Genomic DNA, 18,041 nt, shown 5'->3' on the forward strand with positions numbered 1-18,041 from the left:
CATGAAGACGAAGCGCTTCATCGACAAGCGCTGGCGAGACCAGGCGTGACAGCAATCCAATGCTGAGATAGTCCGCCATGCGGATGGGACCACCCAACGTCGACGCCTTGCCTGCCATGCCGATTACCGGAAGCGATCAATATTCAATAGTATATCGCTAAGTGAACGGCATTGGGGACAGACCACGGTTATGAGCTCTCAGGCGATGCCTGACGTGTGTCCAGTCCAGAGTCAGGATTGAATTTAGAGCGTCGCCGAGATCGGCGGCCGGATCCCGGGACAGTATATTAATTTCCTTCTTACCCTTTGCTTTCTTCCCCGGCGATTGCCTGTGAAGCGTGCGCCCAAGCTGCCGCTTGGCTTGGTCGATGAACGCCTCGTCGCCGAGGGGCCGTCTGGTGCGTAGAGGCGGTTTGACTGGCGCTTTTTCGTGCACCGGAACGTCGGGGCCGGGTAGTCGGCCCAATCATCAGACAGGTTGGACGTTCGTGACAGTCGGGTGTGTGGATCAACTTGGTCGCGGATATGGGCCTGGGAACTCGACCATGGCCAGTCGAGCGGATCCGCTACAACGCTCGCCTTAACCGTGCTGCCGGATTTAGGGACAGTATACTGATCTGTCACGCGCACTCCGGGGCGCGCAACCAAGAACTGAACTTATGGCTCGTCTTGCCCGCGTCGTTCTACCGAACACACCGCACCACATCACCCAGCGCGGCAACCGTCGCCACCCGGTGTTCTTCGAGGACGACGACTATCGTTACTACCTCGCACTGATCGACGAATTCGCGCAGAAAGCCGGCACCCGGGTGATCGCTTACTGCCTCATGCCCAATCATGTGCACTTTATCCTCAAACCGGAGCACAGGGATGGCCTGCGTGCTGCACTGGGCGAGGCCCATCGACGGTATACCCGCTACATCAATTTCCGTGAGAATTGGCGCGGCCACCTATGGCAGGAGCGGTTCCATTCGTACCCGATGGACGATGCCCATCTCTGGATGGCGGTGCGTTACGTAGAGCTCAACCCCGTTGCAGCAGATCTGGTCGCCGAACCGACGGGATGGCCATGGTCGAGCGCAAACGCACATGTACTTGATCAAGCGGATCCATACATTCAGCTGTCGCCGGTTCCTAACTTGGCCGACGACTGGTCCGATTATCTGGCTTGCGGCGTTCCGACGCACGAAGAAGCACAGGTCGAACAACACCTACGCACCGGCCGACCTCTCGGCAACGATGCGTTCATAGATAAAGCCGAACGGCGACTTGGGCGAACGCTTCGCAAGCAACCACCTGGGCCGAAGGCGAAGGGCTAGGAACGGAGATAAGCATACTGTCCCCGGATCCCCGCACTGTCCCCGGATCCCCGCAGGGTCTGTCCCCTATAGGACGTCTGTCCTTGAGGAAGTGTTTAAACCGCGCAGAATGGCTGCTGGCCGAGTCTCTCTGCGAAAATTAATAGCGATAGCCAATTTGATAGGCAGTTTGAACCTGAGCCCAAACATTCGCAAAGTATCTGAAAAAAAAGACATCCTTTGTTTCTCGTGCAGCCACGTAAAAATGACCCAGAGAAATTCCCTAAAAAAGACTTGACATTATATCCAAAGAGGGGTTGGTTTATTATGCAGTTTTTAATAAGGATTGTTGAATTGGTACACCGCTGAACTAGTTGTGACTAAGGGGAGATAAGGATGAATAGATCAATAAAAAGGGCGCTGGTACTCATCGCATTTGGGCTAGTGGCGACTACGGCCGGTGCTGCTTCGTCACCGCTCGCAATTTCCGGGGCGCCAGGGCAAAGCAATGCTAACTGTGTGACCAACTGTATCAAGACATATCGGGAGAATAATGTCTTGAAAACAGTTGTATTGGATAAAAATGGAGACGTATTCGAGATCGTACGTACTCCACTGTCGGACTCCGCGAAGAAGATTGCGACCGATCTCGGCCAAAATCCTTACGGCTCCAGTCCTTCTAACGGGGTTCACGTGAACCCCAGAAGCACAAGCTCGGGTGGCGGAACGTCGAGCGGCAAGAATCTGGCAGATGCTGATTCTTATGAGAATTTCACATATCGAATCAATCAGGGAACAGGTAGCGGAACGGTTGGCTATGGCGTTCACTACACGTTTCACGACTCGTATACGACTACATCTTCGATCGTAAGGGTGACTACCGTTCTAACCTACGAAAATTGCAGTTCGAGCACAGGGTACTCCGGCGCTTATTCGGGCGGCGACCTAGAGTCTGTTGATGTACACAGATCAACTACGCCGATAGCTTCGGGCGGCAAGCGGAATGCAAATTAGTGTGTACCGCTAGGCTGTTGTTTTGAGGTTTGCGAGTCGAGGTAGCGACCCGTGAACTAATGGCAGCTGGGTATTAAGGTTTTAAGAGGTATTAAGGAACAGACTACGGTTCGCGAGCTCTCAAGCGATGCCTGGCGTGTGTCCAGTCCAGAGTCAGGATTGAATTTAAAGCGTCGCCGAGATCGGCGGCGGGATCCGGGGACAGTATAGTGATTTCCTTCTTACCCTTTGCCTTCGGCCCCGGCGATTGCCTGTGAAGCGTGCGCCCAAGCTGCCGCTCGGTTTGGCCGATGAACGCCTCGTCGCCGAGGGGCCGTCTGGTGCGTAGAGGCGGTTTGACTGGCGCTTTTTCGTGCACCGGAACGTCGGGGGGCCGGGTAGTCGGCCCAATCATCAGACAGGTCGGACGTTCGTGACAGTCGGGTGTGTGTATCGGCTCGGTCGTGGATATGGGCATGGGCATTCGACCATGGCCAGTCGAGCGGGTCCGCTACAACGCTCGCCTTAACCGTGCTGCGCTGTACGTAGCGCATGACGGCCGGAGATGCGCCGTGTCCATGGGGTAGGCGTGGAATCGCTCCTGCCATAAGTGGCCGCGCCAGTTCTCACGGCAATTGATGTGTCGCGTATCGCGCCGACGCGCTTCGCCCGGTGAGGCGCGCGATCCGTTGGTGTGGTTCGGTTTAAGGATGAGGTGTATGTGATTCGGTATGAGGCAGTAGGTGCCCCTGCCATATTCGCCTTATGTACGAATACGTCGATTAACGCCATGTCGTATCGATCGCCGTCGTCTTTGAAAAGGACCGATTGGCGACGATGGCCTCGTCGGGTGATGTGGTGTGATATATCGCCAAGTACGACACGGGCGAGGCGGGCCATAACGGCGTTCCGGGTGTGGCACGACGGGATATTGCGTTAAATGTACTGTCCCGGATAAGCAATATTATTCAAATCAACCAACGTTTTTAATAAGACGGTCACAGGCCGTCTTTAATCTTTGTGCCTCCATAGAAAGTGGTTTGAACCACGCGCCATTTTGATGCCATAAGGGGGCGTTTCATGAGTGAGGAAGTCGAAGACCACCGGCTTTTCAATGACAGCGACAACGAGCCGTTTTCGTCGGTATTGACGCGACGTCTGTCGCGCCGCGATGTGATGCGCGGCGGGATGGGGGTCGCGGCCGCGACCATGCTTGCCGGTTTCGGGCTCACCGGCTGTAACGATGATGATCGTGATGTGTCGGTCGGTGATGATGACGATACCGCGCCGGCGCTCGCGCTGGCTTTCCAGGCGGTGGCAGGTTCAAGGACCGATGCGGTCGTCGTGCCGAGCGGCTACACCGCCCAGGTGTTGATTCCCTGGGGGACACCGATCGATGCCTCGGCACCGGCCTGGACGATGAGCCAGCATATGACGCCGGCAATCCAGGCCAGCAGCGTCGGCATGAACCATGACGGGATGTACCACTTCCCGCTGGCCGACGACACGGCCTCGCGTGATTTCGTGCTGGCCATGAACAACGAATACATCAACCAGGGCCCGCTCTGGGCACCGCAGGGCGGGCCGACCGCCCCGGAAGACAATGACGGTCGGCGCCCGGTCGACGAGGTCCGGACCGAGATCAACGCCCACGGCGTAACGCTTGTGCGTCTGCGCAAAGACGACGATGCCCACTGGGCGCCGGTCATGGACGCCAACTACAATCGTCGTATCACCGGTCATACGCCGTGCCGGCTGAGCGGGCCGGTCGCCGGTAGCCCGTACGTGGTCACCGCCTACTCGAATGGCGGCACAGCCACGCGCGGCACGATGAACAACTGTGCCTGTGGCTATACCCCCTGGGGGACTTATCTCACCTGCGAGGAGAACTGGCCCAATCTGTTCATGAAATCAGATGATCGTGACCCCGACGATGACCGCTTGGGTATCTGGACGGATGACACGATCTATCATTGGCAGACCGCTGCCGGTACCGCCGACGAAGATAGCGGCGAATTCGCGCGGTTCGATGCCACACCCAGCGCCGATGCGGCGACCGGCGACTATCGCAACGAGCCGAAGACCTACGGCTACGTGGTCGAAATCAATCCATACGACAACACCGCGCGTCCGGTGAAACGGACCGCGCTTGGCCGTTTCCGCCACGAGGGCTGCTGGCCCGGCAAGCTGGTCGAAGGCGAGCCGGTGGTGTTCTATACCGGCCATGATTCGCGCAACGAATACATCTATAAATATGTCTCCGACGCCGTCTGGGACTCCAACCACGAAAACCGCGCCGGCGCCAATACGGATCGGCTCGCGGTGGGCGATCTGTATATGGATGCCGGAACGCTCTATGTCGCGCGCTTCAATGCCGATGGCAGCGGCGACTGGCTCGCCCTGACGCCGGATGCCATGACGAAGTCGGGCGATCAGACCCTGGCTGCGGCCCTCGGGCTCGCCGCGAACGATCAGGCCGGTGTCATCATCAACACCGCCGATGCGGCCGATCTGTTGGGCGCAACGCCCATGGATCGCCCGGAATGGGGAACGGTCGATCCGGTGTCGGGCGATGTCTATATGTCCCTGACGAACAACTCCGACCGTACCGCCGCCGATACCCAGCCGAGCTTCACCGGCGACGGCACATCGATCGACAACCCGGGCGTGGGCTATGCCTCGGCGCCGGTCAACGCCGCCAACCCGCGTCCCGACAACGAATACGGGCAGGTCATTCGCTGGCGTGAGAGCGATGCCAAGGACAACACGTTCGCCTGGGACATTTTCGTCTTCGGCGGGGCGCCGGAAATCGATGACAATCTATCCGGCCTGACCGAGGCCAATCAGTTCGCAAGTCCCGACGGTCTCTGGTACGACGATCGCGGCGACGGCAACGGCATCCTCTGGATCGAGACCGACAATGGCGGCAATCGGGTTGCTGAAGATACCAATGACCAGGTCCTGGCTGTCGTGCCCAAGGCGGTGAGCCTGGCCGACGGCGATGCCGCAGTTATCGATCCGGCCGACCAGGCCCAGCTCAAGCGCTTCACCGTGGGGCCGAACGGGTGCGAAATTACCGGTATTTTCGCCACGCCCGATAAATCGGCGTTGTTCATCAACATCCAGCATCCGGGGAACTGGCCGTCGATGTCCGACGACGCCACTGCGGTGACCAACGACACCGTGCGGCCGCGCGCATCGACGGTCGTGATCCAGAAAAGCGACGGCGGGCCGATCGCCGTGTAGACGCGACCGGCCGTATCGCGTGGTTATTGGCTTGGCGCTCCGGCGAGCAGAGCGTCAAGCCGATCTTTTGACGATAAAGACCGCGGTTTTCGGCGCTCTGGCCGCGCTGGATTCATCCGTCGCCCGCTTGGGGCGAGACGGAAACGCTTCGTACTGTTCCTGAATAATCCGGATAAACGTCGGGTTGGCGCCTCTATCAAGGCAATGTAAAGGTGATCTCTTCGCGCTTCAGATAGAGCTCGTTCTGCCCGAGTCTGGGGGTGGGCTCGTATTTCATGGTGGCCCATGCCGCCTTGGCGGCGGCATCGAGCTCGCCGTAGCCTGACGAGCCGACGATCTCCGGCCACAGGACGTTGCCCTGTGTGTCCACTGCGGAGACAAGATGTACGGTGCCTTCGTGGCCTTCCTGAATAGCATTGCTTGGGTAGCGAGGCACTGCGTAACGGCGTTCTTTGGGGACCGGCTTGGGCATCGGTACCAACGTCGATGCCCGAATCCGGACCAGTACGGGCATCTGCGAGGCGATCGGTGGACAGTGCGCCATGAAATTCGCACCGACCGATTCATACGGCCCCTGGCCAACCGTGAAGTGTAACGGCGTCTGAAAACCCGGTACGTGGGTCAATACCACGCGACGGTGAGAGCGAAACACGCTCGCCAGGCCGGTCGCCAGGGTGTCGACGGGCAGCACGGGTGTCGTTTCGGCGTTTTTCGATCGCCAGGTCACGTTGAATGGTGGCTGATCGCCGAAAGTGATCGTGCCGTTGCCGTTGCCGTCCGGTTCGGTATCGGTTTCTACGGCCAGCCTCAGGGGGGATCCGGGACCTTTGCGGTCGGTGCCGCAGGTCAGGCGCACGGCAATACGCTGGCCATCAGTCGTGCTGGCCTGGGTTTCGATCGATGGGTCGGCGGTCTGAGAGACCTGTTTCCAGGCAGAGACAGGCTGGATGGCTGGCGTCGTCGTACAGCCCGTCAGCACCAGACCGAGTGCCATACCCCAATATTTCATCGTTTGTCTGTCGTTGTCGCCTCTGACTACTGTAGTCGAAAAAGCACATCCCATGGGTTATTCAAGAGGGCAGCCTGTTTTCGGTCCATCCCCGCATCGCGGGCAATGGCTTGAGGGAGGGGATGAGCCGTGTCGGATCGACGGGTAGGGCGATGGCGCATAGACGATGTGACTGGCGTGCCTTGGTGCGGTCGCCATGAGGCGAGGGTAGCCGCTGCGCCGCCCACGATGAAGACGCTCTGTCTTTACGTGGCCTTGCCAATACAAGCCGATGGGACAGGCGAGGCAAACGGCCTCGCCCGCCCATGGGGCGAATCAGATCACGCCGCCGTTGACGTGAATCGTCTGGCCGTTGACCCAGCCGCCGTGCGCGCCGGCCAGTGCGGCGATCATGGCAGCGATCTCGTCGGGCTGTCCCAGGCGCTCCATCGGCGATAGATTGGCGATGTGGTCGACGACGTGATCGGGCTTGCCTTCGAGGAACAGCTCGGTCGCCGTCGGCCCGGGGGCAATCGCGTTGACGCGAATATCGCGGCCGCGCATCTCCTTCGTGAAGACCCCGGTCATCGCTTCGACGGCAGCCTTGGTTGCGGCATACGGCCCGTAACCGGGTTGCAGCAGTCGCGTCACGCTGGACGAGACATTGATCACCCGGCCGCCGTCTCTGAGGTGTTGGGCGGCCTGGCGCAGTGTGTTGAACGTGCCCTTGAGATTGATCGCAACCGTTTTATCGAACGTGGCGTCATCCATCTCGCCGATCGGTGCCAGATCCATGACTCCGGCGCAGTTGACCAGCACATCGACGCCGCCGAACTGATCGATCGTCTCGTCGAAGAGCCGTTTGACCTCGGACGGGTTCGAGACATCGGCCTGAACGACGAGCGCCTGGCCGCCGTTTTGTTCGATGTCGCTGCGAACGGCGTCGGCGGCCTCGCGATTGCCCGCATAGTTGACGACGACCGCGAAGCCGTCGGCGGCCAGCCGTTTGGCCGTCGCCGCACCGATGCCGCGGGAGGCGCCAGTGACCAGAGCAACACGATGATCGTTGTGCGTATCGGAGGAATGCAGATTGGCCATGATGGGTCCTTTCGGGTCGTTTGAAATCGATAGGACGGATTCTATTGATTCGCTGAGTCAGGATAATCAGGCATTCCGCGACATCACTGGTCGCCTAGAGCGAACAATCGCGCTAGATTGAACACATTGCCTGCTGCCCGACCTGTCGATGGACCGACTCGATGTCATGCGGTTGTTCGTGCGTATCGCTGAACGACGCAGTTTCACTGCCGCCGCCAGTGACCTCGGCCTGTCGCGCTCGGCGGCTTCCGAGGCGATTGCTGCACTGGAGGCCCGTCTGGACGTGCGATTGCTGCAACGTACGACGCGCCACGTGGCGCCGACCGAGGAAGGCAAGGTCTATCACGCGCGCTGCAGCGACATTCTCGCGGCCATCGAGGACGCCGAGGACACGGTCTCCGATACCGAGCCGCGTGGCCGCTTGACGGTGGATTTGCACGGCACCATGGCGCGCCATTTTCTGTTGCCGCATCTGCCCGCGTTCATGCAGCGCTATCCCGGGTTGTCGTTGCATATCGGCGAGGGCGATCGGCTGGTCGATCTGGTGCGCGAAGGCGTGGACTGTGTCGTGCGCGCGGGTACGCCGCAGGACAGCGACATGATCGTGCGTCGCGTGGCGGCATTGCCGGAGGCAGTGGCGGCAAGCCCTTCTTATCTACGGCAATACGGCCATCCTGAAAGCCCCGCTGATCTGGGCGGCCATGTGTTGATCGGTTTCGTCTCGTCGGCGACTGGCGATGTCATGCCGCTGGGGCTTCGCGATCGCGGTCGACGGATCCAGACCACGCCGGCCTCGCGAATCACGGTGGCCCAGGCCGACACCGCGGCCGAGCTCGCTCGGCTGGGGTTCGGCCTGATCCAGGCGCCGCGTTATCGCTTGGCCGAGGATTTCGCCTCGGGTCGGTTGATCGAACTGCTGGTCGACTACGCGCCGAATCCGACGCCGATCTCGGTGCTGTATCCGGAGCGTCGACAACTGTCGCCGCGTGTCCGCGTGTTCGTTGATTGGGTGCAAGACTGTTTCGCGCACGCCGACGGCGACCCGAATATCCGGGGCCGCTGATGACCTCGTGAACCGCAGGGTTCCTCGCCGGGCAGCCGCCGGCCCGGTATGGATCGGCTGTTCAGAGGGGCCGCGACGGTCGGTGACGCGTGGCCGTCATGTTTCCAGCGCATGGTACGGGACGCCAACGACGAAGAGCGGGCAGGCGCCGCCAGAACTCTGGGGACGCTGAGTTTCCACAGGGTGCGCGTGTTGCACGACCGTCGAGAAGACCATTCGTCGCCGTCTCGCAATGGCGCTGCCGTTCTGCGAGACCGGGGTGATGTGCGCACCTCGAGCAGCCATCTCGGTCGAGGCTGGGTTGGCCAGGTCCGACCGGCATGATGCTGTTCGCCATGGGCGCCGACGGTCTCGGACGGCTGTCTCCATTCGCGGGGACTTGTTTCACCTGCCCCCTAAATATCCGGGCGCGCCGGCCGATAGCGCTTTAAGGCATGCCGATGCGCTTTCAATGTGTCGTTCTGGCCTTGGTGAATGATGCGCCAAGCCATTTTTTCATCGGAAACCGCTTTTTTCGACAATGACTTGCGCGGTTTTTGGCGCCGGATATTTGGGTCTGCATCCGGTGCGAGACCGAACGAATCGTCGATCGGCTCTAACGGCAGTTTGATCCGGGTCATCGAGATAATTTTATGACCAATATTACAAATCCGCCGGACGAGATAGCGAGAGACGTCGTTCGCGGTTTGCAGGTGCGTTTCCTCGAACGAAATTTTCTCACCACGATCCCGACCACTTTGTTGGGGATGGTGATCACCTGCCTGCTGTTCTGGGCAGAGTGTGGTTCGGTTCTGCTGTGGTGGGTCGCGATCAGTGCGCCGATCGCGCTACAGCGTTTTTATTTCGCCTACCGAGCGGCCTTCGCGCAGGCTGTGCCTTGCAACGCCAATGCGGTATGGCGGCATCCGATTCTTGACGTCCTGCTGTGGCTCAGCGTGTTTCTGCCGCCGGTCGCGATCGCGTTCACATACGGCGGGGCGGTGTCGACATACATGGTGATTGTGGCGTCGAGCGTCATGTGGGCCGGGGTTTTCGCTTATATCGCGACCTTCTGGTTGGCCGCAGTGTTCATCGTCACGAATATTGTCTGTTGGCTTCTGGTGCCGACCGTTGTCGGCTGGTCGGTCATCGATTATCGGCCGATCACTCTGCTCGTGTTCATGGCGTTGGCGGCGTTACTGATCGCCCGGCGACTCTCGCTGTGGCTGGAGAAAAGTCTGCAGCGCAAGATCCAGCTCGAGCAGCAGACCGATGAGCTGAGCCAGCGCGCCGACACCATCGCGTTGCTCCTGCACGAGTATCAGGACGAATCGAGCGATTGGCTCTGGAAAGTCGATGCCGACAATCGGCTGCTTGATGTCTCCGAGCGATTTGCGCGTGCGTTCGACAGATCGGTGGAGCAGCTCGAGGGCGTACCGATCGCCAGGGTGCTCACGGCGGCCGACGTGGGCGGCAACGGCGAGGCATGCCGGCTGCTGGCCACGCGTCTGGGCGATCGACAGTCGTTTCGCGATCTGATCGTGCCCGGCATGGCCGGCGATGAACGACGCTGGTGGTCGATTTCCGGTCGCCCGGTCCATGATCGGAATGACGGCGCCGGCGTCTTTCGGGGTGTCATGGCCGATGTGACGGCCGAGCAGTTGGCCAGGGAGGCGGTCTACAACCTGGCCCATCACGATGCGTTGACTGGACTGCCCAATCGGCTGACGTTCTTCAATCGGCTGGCGTCGATGCTCGAGCGAAAGAATGCGCCGCAGGTCGCGGTCATCACGCTCGATCTGGACGGCTTCAAGCTTGCCAACGACAAATACGGCCATCCGGTCGGGGATGCCATATTGAAGGGGGTGGCCGATCGTCTGCGCGAGGTCGCCTCGGATATCGGGCTCGTCGCCCGTATCGGCGGCGATGAGTTCGTGATCAAGACGCTGCTGGCGGATCGCGCGGCGCTCGGAACCCTGTGTGACGATCTGATCAATGCGTTGTCGTGCCCGTACGAGATCAAGGACCTGTTGATCCGAATCGGTGTGAGTGCGGGGGTGGCGATCTCGCCGGGTGACGGCACAAAAGCCGATACGCTGCTGAAGAATTCCGACGCCGCGCTCTATCGATCGAAACAGGCCGGTCGTGGTCAATACCGTTTCTTCGATCACCGGGCCGACCGGCAGACAAAACAACGTGCGGCCATGCTTCAGGATCTGCGCGATGCCATCGCGCTCGAGGAATTCGTTCTGTATTACCAGCCGTTCATTGCCTCGGATTCCGGCGACGTCACCGGCTACGAAGCGCTGATTCGCTGGCGCCATCCCGAGCGCGGCATGGTTTCGCCGGCCGACTTCATTCCGCTCGCCGAAGAAAGCGGGCTGATCGTGCCGATCGGCGAATGGGTGCTCGGCCGGGCATGTGCCGATGCCATGGCATGGCAGGACAATCGCCGGGTTGCGGTCAATATATCGGCGGCCCAGTTCCAGGATCAGAGTCTGCCCGACCGAATACAGCGTGCGTTGACCGAATCCGGCCTGCCACCCGGCTTGCTGGAGATCGAGTTGACCGAGAGTGTGCTGGTCGAGGACATCGACGACGCATTGTCGATGCTGTGTCGCATACGTGCCTTGGGTGTCAAGATCGCGCTCGACGACTTCGGCACCGGCTATTCGTCCCTGTCCTATCTGCGGACGTTGTCGTTCGACCGCGTCAAGATCGATCGCTCGTTCGTCAACGACGTGATCACCGAGCCCGGTAGCAGTGTCATCATCCGCGCTGTCGGCGATATCGCCCGCGGCCTCGGCATGACGCTGATCGCCGAGGGGGTCGAAACACGCGAGCAGGCCGAGCTGCTTCGGGATAAGGGATGCCAGGAGCTGCAGGGGTTCTTCTATGGCCGTCCGGTCATCAATGCCGAGCGGCTGCTATCGCTCGATTTGCACCTCGGTGAACTAGCCGGCACCGAAGCCGTCGGCCCGCAATGAATCGTCGCGAATGCTGGCACGACGGAAATCCAGCGGTCCAGCAGGTTGGCGCAGAATGACACGCTATGCGTGCTACGCCTCGTCTTGCCGCAAAACAGCGCTTGGCGCGGACTCGAACGAAACCTCAACACGCCCTGGGCCGTTCGGCGTTCGACGAGACATGCGTGTTCCGGCCGAATCGGGTGGACCGGCTGCCTGGCGCGACGGTCAGTACAGTGCGGCCATCAGGTTGTCGAGAGTATGGCGCGGCACGTCACAGGTGATGAAGACCAGGCGGGAGCGACGGTCGTCGTCGGGCCACTCGGGGAGTTCGGTGAGCGGGTGCAGGATGTGCTGCACGCCGTGGAGCACCGTAGGCGCGGTTTCGTCGGCCAGGTTGAGCAGGCCCTTGATCCGCAGCATGCGCTCGCCCATGACAGACAAGACGAACTCCAGCCAGGTCTGCAGGCGCACCCGCGCGATCGGTGTGTCGAGGACATAACTGTCGGTCCGGATTCGTGTGTCGTGGGGCGGGGGCGTCTTGTCGACGGCCGAGCCCGTGCGAGGAGATGCAGGTGCGGTGTCGATCGGTTCGGCCAGCTTCAGTCCGGTCATCGTCGGCGCGGGCTCGGCGAGCCATCGATCCAGTGCCGCGGCGGTTTCAGCACCGCTGTGATGATCGAGGCCAAAGACTTCTCCGGCATCGATGTGACCGTCGCGGGCCGCAATACAGCGCGCGCCCGGGTTGAGCGCGGCCAGCCGCTCGTGAAGCGCTGTGCGGGTGGCGGTGCCGGCCAGATCGTCTTTGGTCAGCAGCAGGCGATCGGCCATGGCAACCTGGCGCTTGGCTTCGAAATGTGCGCTCAGGCTGGCCTCGCCGTGCACGCTGTCCACGGTCGTCACGACACTATCCAGGCGATAGGTCCGCGCCACACGCGGCTCGCTCATGAGCGTATGCAGAATAGGGGCTGGATCGGCCAGACCAGTGGTCTCGATGACCACGCGGTCAAAGAATCGTTGTCCACCGCGAGAGAAACGGCCGGGCAGGTCGCGCAGAGTCCGTACCAGGTCGCCCCGGACCGCGCAGCATAGGCAACCGCTGTCCAGGGTGACCAGCTCGATATCTTCGGTGGCGCTGAATAATTGATGATCCAGCGGGATTTCCCCGAATTCGTTGATGATGACCAGCGTGCGGGACATGGCCGGCTGCCGGACAAGCCCGTTGAGCAGGGTGGTCTTGCCACTCCCGAGAAAACCGGTCAGTAGCGTGATGGGAATCGGTTGATGTGTGGACGCGGACATGGGGCCTGGGCCTTTAAGCGGGCGCGGGGCAGCAGGCTTGCCGGCGGGCGTGTTCAAACCACGTGATCACCGCCTGGTGATGGGTGGGGCCGTAGGTCCGGATAAAGCGCTGGGTGCCGGGATCCGCAGGATTGTTGAGGGCGTCGAGGCGAGCGCCGATAAAGGCCGGCGTGAGGTCGATGCCGCAATCCACGGTGATGCAGTGGTGCCACTCGGCATAGCACCGCGGGATGATGTCGGCCAGAGTAGACATAGGCGATGAAAGCGACCGTCTGTTAAATAAAGTTATAACATAACAAAACGATACATGTATCGTTCTCGCGCTTCTCGTGACGTCGAGTGCGGGCCGATGACCGCGCTTATATGACGCCCGGCTTTCGTACCCCGAGCCGGCGACGATGCGGCAGCGTCGCCGCTGTGCGGATCATGCGTTCGGTGCCGATGTCCGGTCTTGTGGACAAGCCTGGTTATCGATCGGGCTGATCGTGAAGGAGTGGGGGGCAGCGCTTTATCCGCTGCGGTGCCGGCGGCGACGGCCGTTATACGCTGTATGCATAGCGGCCGACTCGCTATCGCGTGACGCTTGACGGCCGGGTCATCGTGACCGGTCCACCTATTTTTGCCGAGCCGGTTGATGGGTTCGGGCAGCCGACGGGGGCACCGGGCGCCGAACAGATGGTCTCTGCAATACGGGCCCGGATCGCCGATGACGCGACCGCGCGCCTGCCACACGGCCCCGAAAGCGGCGGCGAATACGAGGCGCTGCGTGTACAGATCGCGGGGGTTGCACGCTGTGTGCCGGGGGAGGGGGAACGAACACGACTGGGTGACACTCGAGCCATCGGCTCGGTGAAAACGGGGCAGGGGGCAAGCGCTCGGTTCTGTGCTTGATCGGGGGGGGTGACCCCGGATTGGTGTGGTCGCAAATAACCCGGTCCCGCACCGCCAAGGACATGCTCGTTTTCGCGCTCAGCGCCAGACAAGCACGCAACACGCGTGGCGTGAGTCGATTTCATGTCCGGTGGCCCAGAGCTCGGGTCGCGGGAGCCAGCAGCCATGAATCAATCATGGGACAGCGCTTTGTCGGCTGTCGCTGGGACGCGCGGAGCAATCGATGATCAAGCACGCTTTGCGTGCCGACCGATTTTATCGCCGATTTTTTAAAATCGGCGCAAGTTGTCGAATTAAAAGACAAGTGCCTATTGATCCCAGATTCACCTATTGGTCTTAAGACCATTCGCTTGATTCGGGCGCTGTCAGTTCCGGGCTAGCCTTGATCCGACGAGCGAAACGAGGGGGTCGTCATGAAAAAAACACTGGGGCTTGCCCTGTTATCCATGGGCGCGTTCTGTCTTGCCTCGCCGGCTGCGGCCGGCCTTTTTCCGTGGTCACAGGGCGAAAAGTCGAGTGGCTATACCGCAACGCAATATCCGATCGTCCTGGTGCACGGGCTTTTCGGATTCGATTCGGCGGCCGGTATCGACTACTGGTTCGATATCGTCGAGAACCTCCAAAAAGATGGCGCGAATGTTTATGTGACCTCGGTTTCGGCGGCCAACAGCCCGACGGTGCGTGGCGAACAGTTGTTGGCCCAGGTCGAAGAGATCACGGCCGAAGCCGGTGTACGCAAAGTCAATCTGATCGGCCATAGCCAGGGCGGTTTCACGGTGCGTTACGTCGCGTCCGTGCGACCGGATCTCGTGGCATCGATTACGACGGTCGGCACGCCGCACAAGGGTTCGCCGGTCGCTGATGTGGTCGATGGTGTCACCGCAGCGGTGCCGCCGGTGCGTGACGGTGTGGCCACAGCGGTGGATGCATTCGGTACCGTGATTTCCGTGCTCAGTGGACACCCGTTCAACCCGCAGAACTCGCTGGGTGCCCTCGATGTCCTGACAACGCAGGGGGCCGCGCGATTCAACCGGACGTATGCGACAGCGGCCCTGCCGGCGGGCTGCGGCAACGGCGCGGCTGAAGTCAACGGGACACCGTATTACTCCTGGAGCGGCGTGGTCCGTATTCCGACGAATATCGTTGATCCCACGTCGACAGCGCTACTGGCGACGGGCGCGCTCATCAGCGAGCCGAACGACGGGCTGGTGGGCCGGTGCAGTTCTCATTTCGGTACGGTCATTCGCGACAACTATCGACTGGACCATCTCGATGAAGTCAACCAGATCCTCGGCCTGACCCCACCGCTGGGCACGGATCCGGTTTCGTTGTTCCGTCAACAGGCGAACCGGCTGAAGAATGCCGGCATCTGAGCCGCGGCGGCGATACGGCATCGTCTTTGGCATGGTGACCGCGGTGTCGAGCCTGGTCGTTGGCAGCTGGGCCTGGTTCGGTGCACCGGCGCCGGCGGGGCCCGTCGTTGCTGCGAATCAATCTCCAGGGCCGTCGGCATCGTCGGGCGTGACTCAGGCGATGTCCGCCGTCTCCCGCTCGTCGCCTTCGACCGTCATCGAAGTGTCTTTCAGTGACACATTACCGCCCCAGTTCCAGGGCACGGCCGTCGACGGGGCGATTACCGTGGACGCGAAGGGTGGTCTCGAACCGAGCCGTGCGGTGCGTCGTCTGTTCGATTATTTCATCAGCGGCGCAGGGGCTTACGACGGTGACGATCAGGCAGCGGCCGTGCGGGAAACGATCGGTCGATATGCGCGATCGCAGGGTGTGCCCGATCGGGCTCGAGACCAGCTGTTGGCGCTTTATGATCGCTATATGGCGTTGAAACAGCGGGTTGTCGATCACAGCGCTGTGTTGGCATACAGCGATCTCGAAACTCGCCTGAACCGGCTGAGCGAAATACGCCAGGCCGAACTGGGGCCCACGGCCGCGCAGGCTTTCTACGGAGAATCGAACGAGGCGGTCCGTGATGCGTTGGCGCGTCGCCGCGGCGTGCAGGGCGTCGAAGACGACCCGGTCCTGGCGAAAGCGACGACGCCCGTGCGACTGGCGACCCGCGTATCCAAGGCGCGTGCGTCCGGGGCCAGCCCGGCGCGGATACGCGAGATGAGAGCGCAGGCGCTGGGCCCGGACGCAGTGGATCGTCTCGAGGCTCTCGATATCAGACGCGCGGCCTGGGCGCAGCATTACGACGCCTACGCCCGAGAGCGGGATGCCATCATCGACAGCGCAATGGCCGAGGGAGATCAAAGCCGGGCGTTGACAGATCTGCGCGCGCGTCACTTCACGTCCGAACCCGAGCGTCGTCGGGCCGCTGCCCTGGATCGTCTGGCACAAACTCAATCAATTTCGTCGACGCGTTGAGCATGTGAACTGGAAACGGCGGGGTGAGCAGGGCGGTTCATGCACGGACGACCCTGCCAGGCGTGGCAGGGTCGGTCACGATGCGTTTGCACATCCGGTCTCTGGCATCAGCATCGGGTAAAATAGGCCCCGTTCATCGTGGGCTCGTCCCCCGATGGCGCCCTAAAAGATTGGTGAGCGACGGCGTAGGGTCGGATGGTCCATCATGCCAGTGCATACGATACAGGCTTTTCGGCGCTCCCGGGTTAAGCGATCAGGTGGTTGAGCTGATATATCGTGCCGGAAATAAAGAACGAAATTGTTGTCGCGAAAAGCGGATCAATGTCCAGTTTAAGTCTGCCAACCATGCGGATGCCGTCAATCATCACCCTGTGTTAGGTTAAGGTATTAATTTTATAAAAACCTGATATGCCGGGCAGGTATAATTTTATTTTTAAGGTTTATGGCCATGAAAAGCGCTGATTTCCTGAGTTGTCGCTCTAGAAGAAATCCCTTGATTTTTGATTCGGAAAAGCGGTTTATCTATTTTCCGAACAACAAGGCCGCGCAGACATCGATTGCTAGAAACATGCTGAGGGATAGGGCGATCGTCTGGAAAGACGACAAGATACAGTGGGAAAAAAACTTTTGGTTGAATCTCGCTGAAAATATTTATCGGCCGAAATTCTCTTTTACTGTCGTCAGAAATCCCTACGATATCGTCGTTTCAGCATTTCATTATCTGAAGGATAAAAACGAAACGGTCGGAAAATACGACAGCTTTTCGTCGTTCTGCGTCCAGGAGTTGCAATATCGACGGGAAGAAATAGATCATCATTTTTTGCCGCAAAGCGAAAAAATGTTTAAAGACGGGGTCTGTCGCGTCGATTATGTCGCCAGAGTCGAAAGCCTCAACGAAGATTGGAGCAAAATAGCGTCGGCCATTGGCGCGAAAGACTCGGAACTAGTGCACAAAAATCCCTCTGAAAGAAAAAAAGAGTGGCTGAGCTACTACGATAAAAAATGCATAAATATAATCAATAATCTATATGAGGAAGATTTCTATTTTCTGGATTACGAAAAAATAGATAAGCCAGAGTAGCTTCGTTTTCAGCGATCCGGCTCAGTTCATATTTCCGTCGTCAAATAACTCGGAAGAACGGCTGGCTCAAAAAAGTGAGCGTATCGATCGATTGCGGTCACGAAAAGTGCGTTGAAGTCGTCGACGGAGACACGGTTGCTATATCCACTCTTGCCCCGCGCATGTATCAGCACTTCATGCGAGCAGGAATGCCGGGACAGGTTGCAGACAGTTTTTAGGCGATCGGTAAGATTGGCGACAGTAGGACGAGGCAATCTCGTATATTAGCGTTCGTCTAAAGAGTTCGTGGGTGGCGTAGTCTGTTGTGTCGCGCGAATCTTCAATACACCGATCGGTGCGTTGTCGATCCACGCCATGATCGGCGCAGACTCAATGGCGTCAGGTCCATGCCATCGTCAGGCGCGAAGCCGGAATAAGAGATCAACCACGGTCGCTTCATGCGGTCCGATGCGAGGCTCGCTTGGGCATTGATTGCCGCTCGACGATCCTGGCGATCTCGTCTGTGCAATAGGCACTGTAGTGCGCGTGTTGCCCGGGCCGAGCATGGGTTAGCGAGACGTGCGCCGGATTCAAGTGGTCGAGAAGTTGCCGTGCATCCTGCTGAAACGTTTCAAATCACCCGACAAAATCGACGATCGGACTGCTCGATCATCACGTATCAGGAGACCAGTCGATCTCAGGAGGTTCTCACGAAGGCCGCATAGAAGCAGCGCTTTTGTAAGAAACGGCCGATCAATCGATTACCTCTTCGCAGAGT

General features: G+C 59.9%; 13 protein-coding genes. 8 read left to right on the top strand and 5 right to left on the bottom strand.

The window, feature by feature from the left end; genetic code table 11:
* Positions 1-659: 659 nt before the first annotated feature.
* From D3260_RS08040 to D3260_RS08050, 3 genes are all read left to right on the top strand, one after another.
* Complete coding sequence (locus tag D3260_RS08040; RefSeq protein ID WP_120098080.1) at positions 660-1,319, top strand: transposase; 660 nt, start codon at positions 660-662, stop codon at positions 1,317-1,319.
* A 375-nt stretch (positions 1,320-1,694) separates the two neighbouring features.
* Positions 1,695-2,312: a hypothetical protein gene (locus D3260_RS17480; RefSeq protein ID WP_158583456.1), complete on the top strand. Its 618-nt coding sequence runs from the start codon at positions 1,695-1,697 to the stop codon at positions 2,310-2,312.
* A 1,059-nt stretch (positions 2,313-3,371) separates the two neighbouring features.
* Positions 3,372-5,537, top strand: a complete 2,166-nt coding sequence (locus tag D3260_RS08050; RefSeq protein ID WP_120098081.1) for a PhoX family phosphatase — start codon at positions 3,372-3,374, stop codon at positions 5,535-5,537.
* Between the two features lie 196 nt (positions 5,538-5,733).
* Here D3260_RS08050 and D3260_RS08055 read toward each other — a convergent pair whose 3' ends face one another.
* Both D3260_RS08055 and D3260_RS08060 read right to left on the bottom strand, forming a co-directional pair.
* Positions 5,734-6,531 carry a TonB family protein gene (locus D3260_RS08055; RefSeq protein ID WP_158583457.1) on the bottom strand — a complete coding sequence of 266 codons (798 nt, stop codon included), beginning with the start codon at positions 6,529-6,531 and terminating at the stop codon, positions 5,734-5,736.
* A gap of 330 nt (positions 6,532-6,861) precedes the next feature.
* Positions 6,862-7,623 (bottom strand): SDR family oxidoreductase, encoded by a 762-nt coding sequence (locus D3260_RS08060; protein ID WP_120098083.1) that lies wholly within the window; start codon positions 7,621-7,623, stop codon positions 6,862-6,864.
* Positions 7,624-7,771: 148 nt separating this feature from the next.
* On the opposite strand from D3260_RS08060, the gene D3260_RS08065 reads away from it, so the two are divergent.
* The gene (locus D3260_RS08065) at positions 7,772-8,686 is read left to right on the top strand and encodes a LysR family transcriptional regulator (protein ID WP_120098084.1); all 915 of its coding nucleotides are present in this window, start codon (positions 7,772-7,774) and stop codon (positions 8,684-8,686) included.
* Positions 8,687-9,081: 395 nt separating this feature from the next.
* Here D3260_RS08065 and D3260_RS17250 read toward each other — a convergent pair whose 3' ends face one another.
* Positions 9,082-9,306, bottom strand: coding sequence for a hypothetical protein (locus tag D3260_RS17250; RefSeq protein ID WP_147418134.1), 225 nt, complete (start codon positions 9,304-9,306; stop codon positions 9,082-9,084).
* A 12-nt stretch (positions 9,307-9,318) separates the two neighbouring features.
* Here D3260_RS17250 and D3260_RS08070 point away from each other — a divergent pair, with 12 nt between their 5' ends.
* Complete coding sequence (locus D3260_RS08070; protein WP_120098085.1) at positions 9,319-11,652, top strand: bifunctional diguanylate cyclase/phosphodiesterase; 2,334 nt, start codon at positions 9,319-9,321, stop codon at positions 11,650-11,652.
* Positions 11,653-11,859: 207 nt separating this feature from the next.
* On the opposite strand, the gene D3260_RS08075 is transcribed toward D3260_RS08070, so the two are convergent.
* Both D3260_RS08075 and D3260_RS08080 read right to left on the bottom strand, forming a co-directional pair.
* Positions 11,860-12,933, bottom strand: coding sequence for a GTP-binding protein (locus tag D3260_RS08075; protein ID WP_120098086.1), 1,074 nt, complete (start codon positions 12,931-12,933; stop codon positions 11,860-11,862).
* A gap of 13 nt (positions 12,934-12,946) precedes the next feature.
* A complete protein-coding gene (locus D3260_RS08080) occupies positions 12,947-13,186 on the bottom strand; it encodes a hypothetical protein (RefSeq protein WP_120098087.1) in 240 nt (79 codons plus the stop codon).
* Positions 13,187-14,237: 1,051 nt separating this feature from the next.
* On the opposite strand from D3260_RS08080, the gene D3260_RS08085 reads away from it, so the two are divergent.
* The 3 genes from D3260_RS08085 (at position 14,238) to D3260_RS08095 (ending at position 17,284) form a co-directional block, all read left to right on the top strand.
* On the top strand, positions 14,238-15,197 hold the full coding sequence (locus D3260_RS08085) for a triacylglycerol lipase (RefSeq protein ID WP_199671420.1): 960 nt from the start codon (positions 14,238-14,240) through the stop codon (positions 15,195-15,197).
* Between the two features lie 160 nt (positions 15,198-15,357).
* A complete protein-coding gene (locus D3260_RS08090) occupies positions 15,358-16,203 on the top strand; it encodes a lipase secretion chaperone (RefSeq protein ID WP_158583458.1) in 846 nt (281 codons plus the stop codon).
* Positions 16,204-16,651: 448 nt separating this feature from the next.
* Entirely contained in the window at positions 16,652-17,284 is a 633-nt protein-coding gene (locus tag D3260_RS08095) for a sulfotransferase family 2 domain-containing protein (protein WP_158583459.1), read from the top strand.
* The last annotated feature ends 757 nt before the right edge of the window (positions 17,285-18,041 follow it).

The organism is Salinisphaera sp. Q1T1-3 (assembly GCF_003602005.1).
Classification (GTDB): domain Bacteria; phylum Pseudomonadota; class Gammaproteobacteria; order Nevskiales; family Salinisphaeraceae; genus Salinisphaera.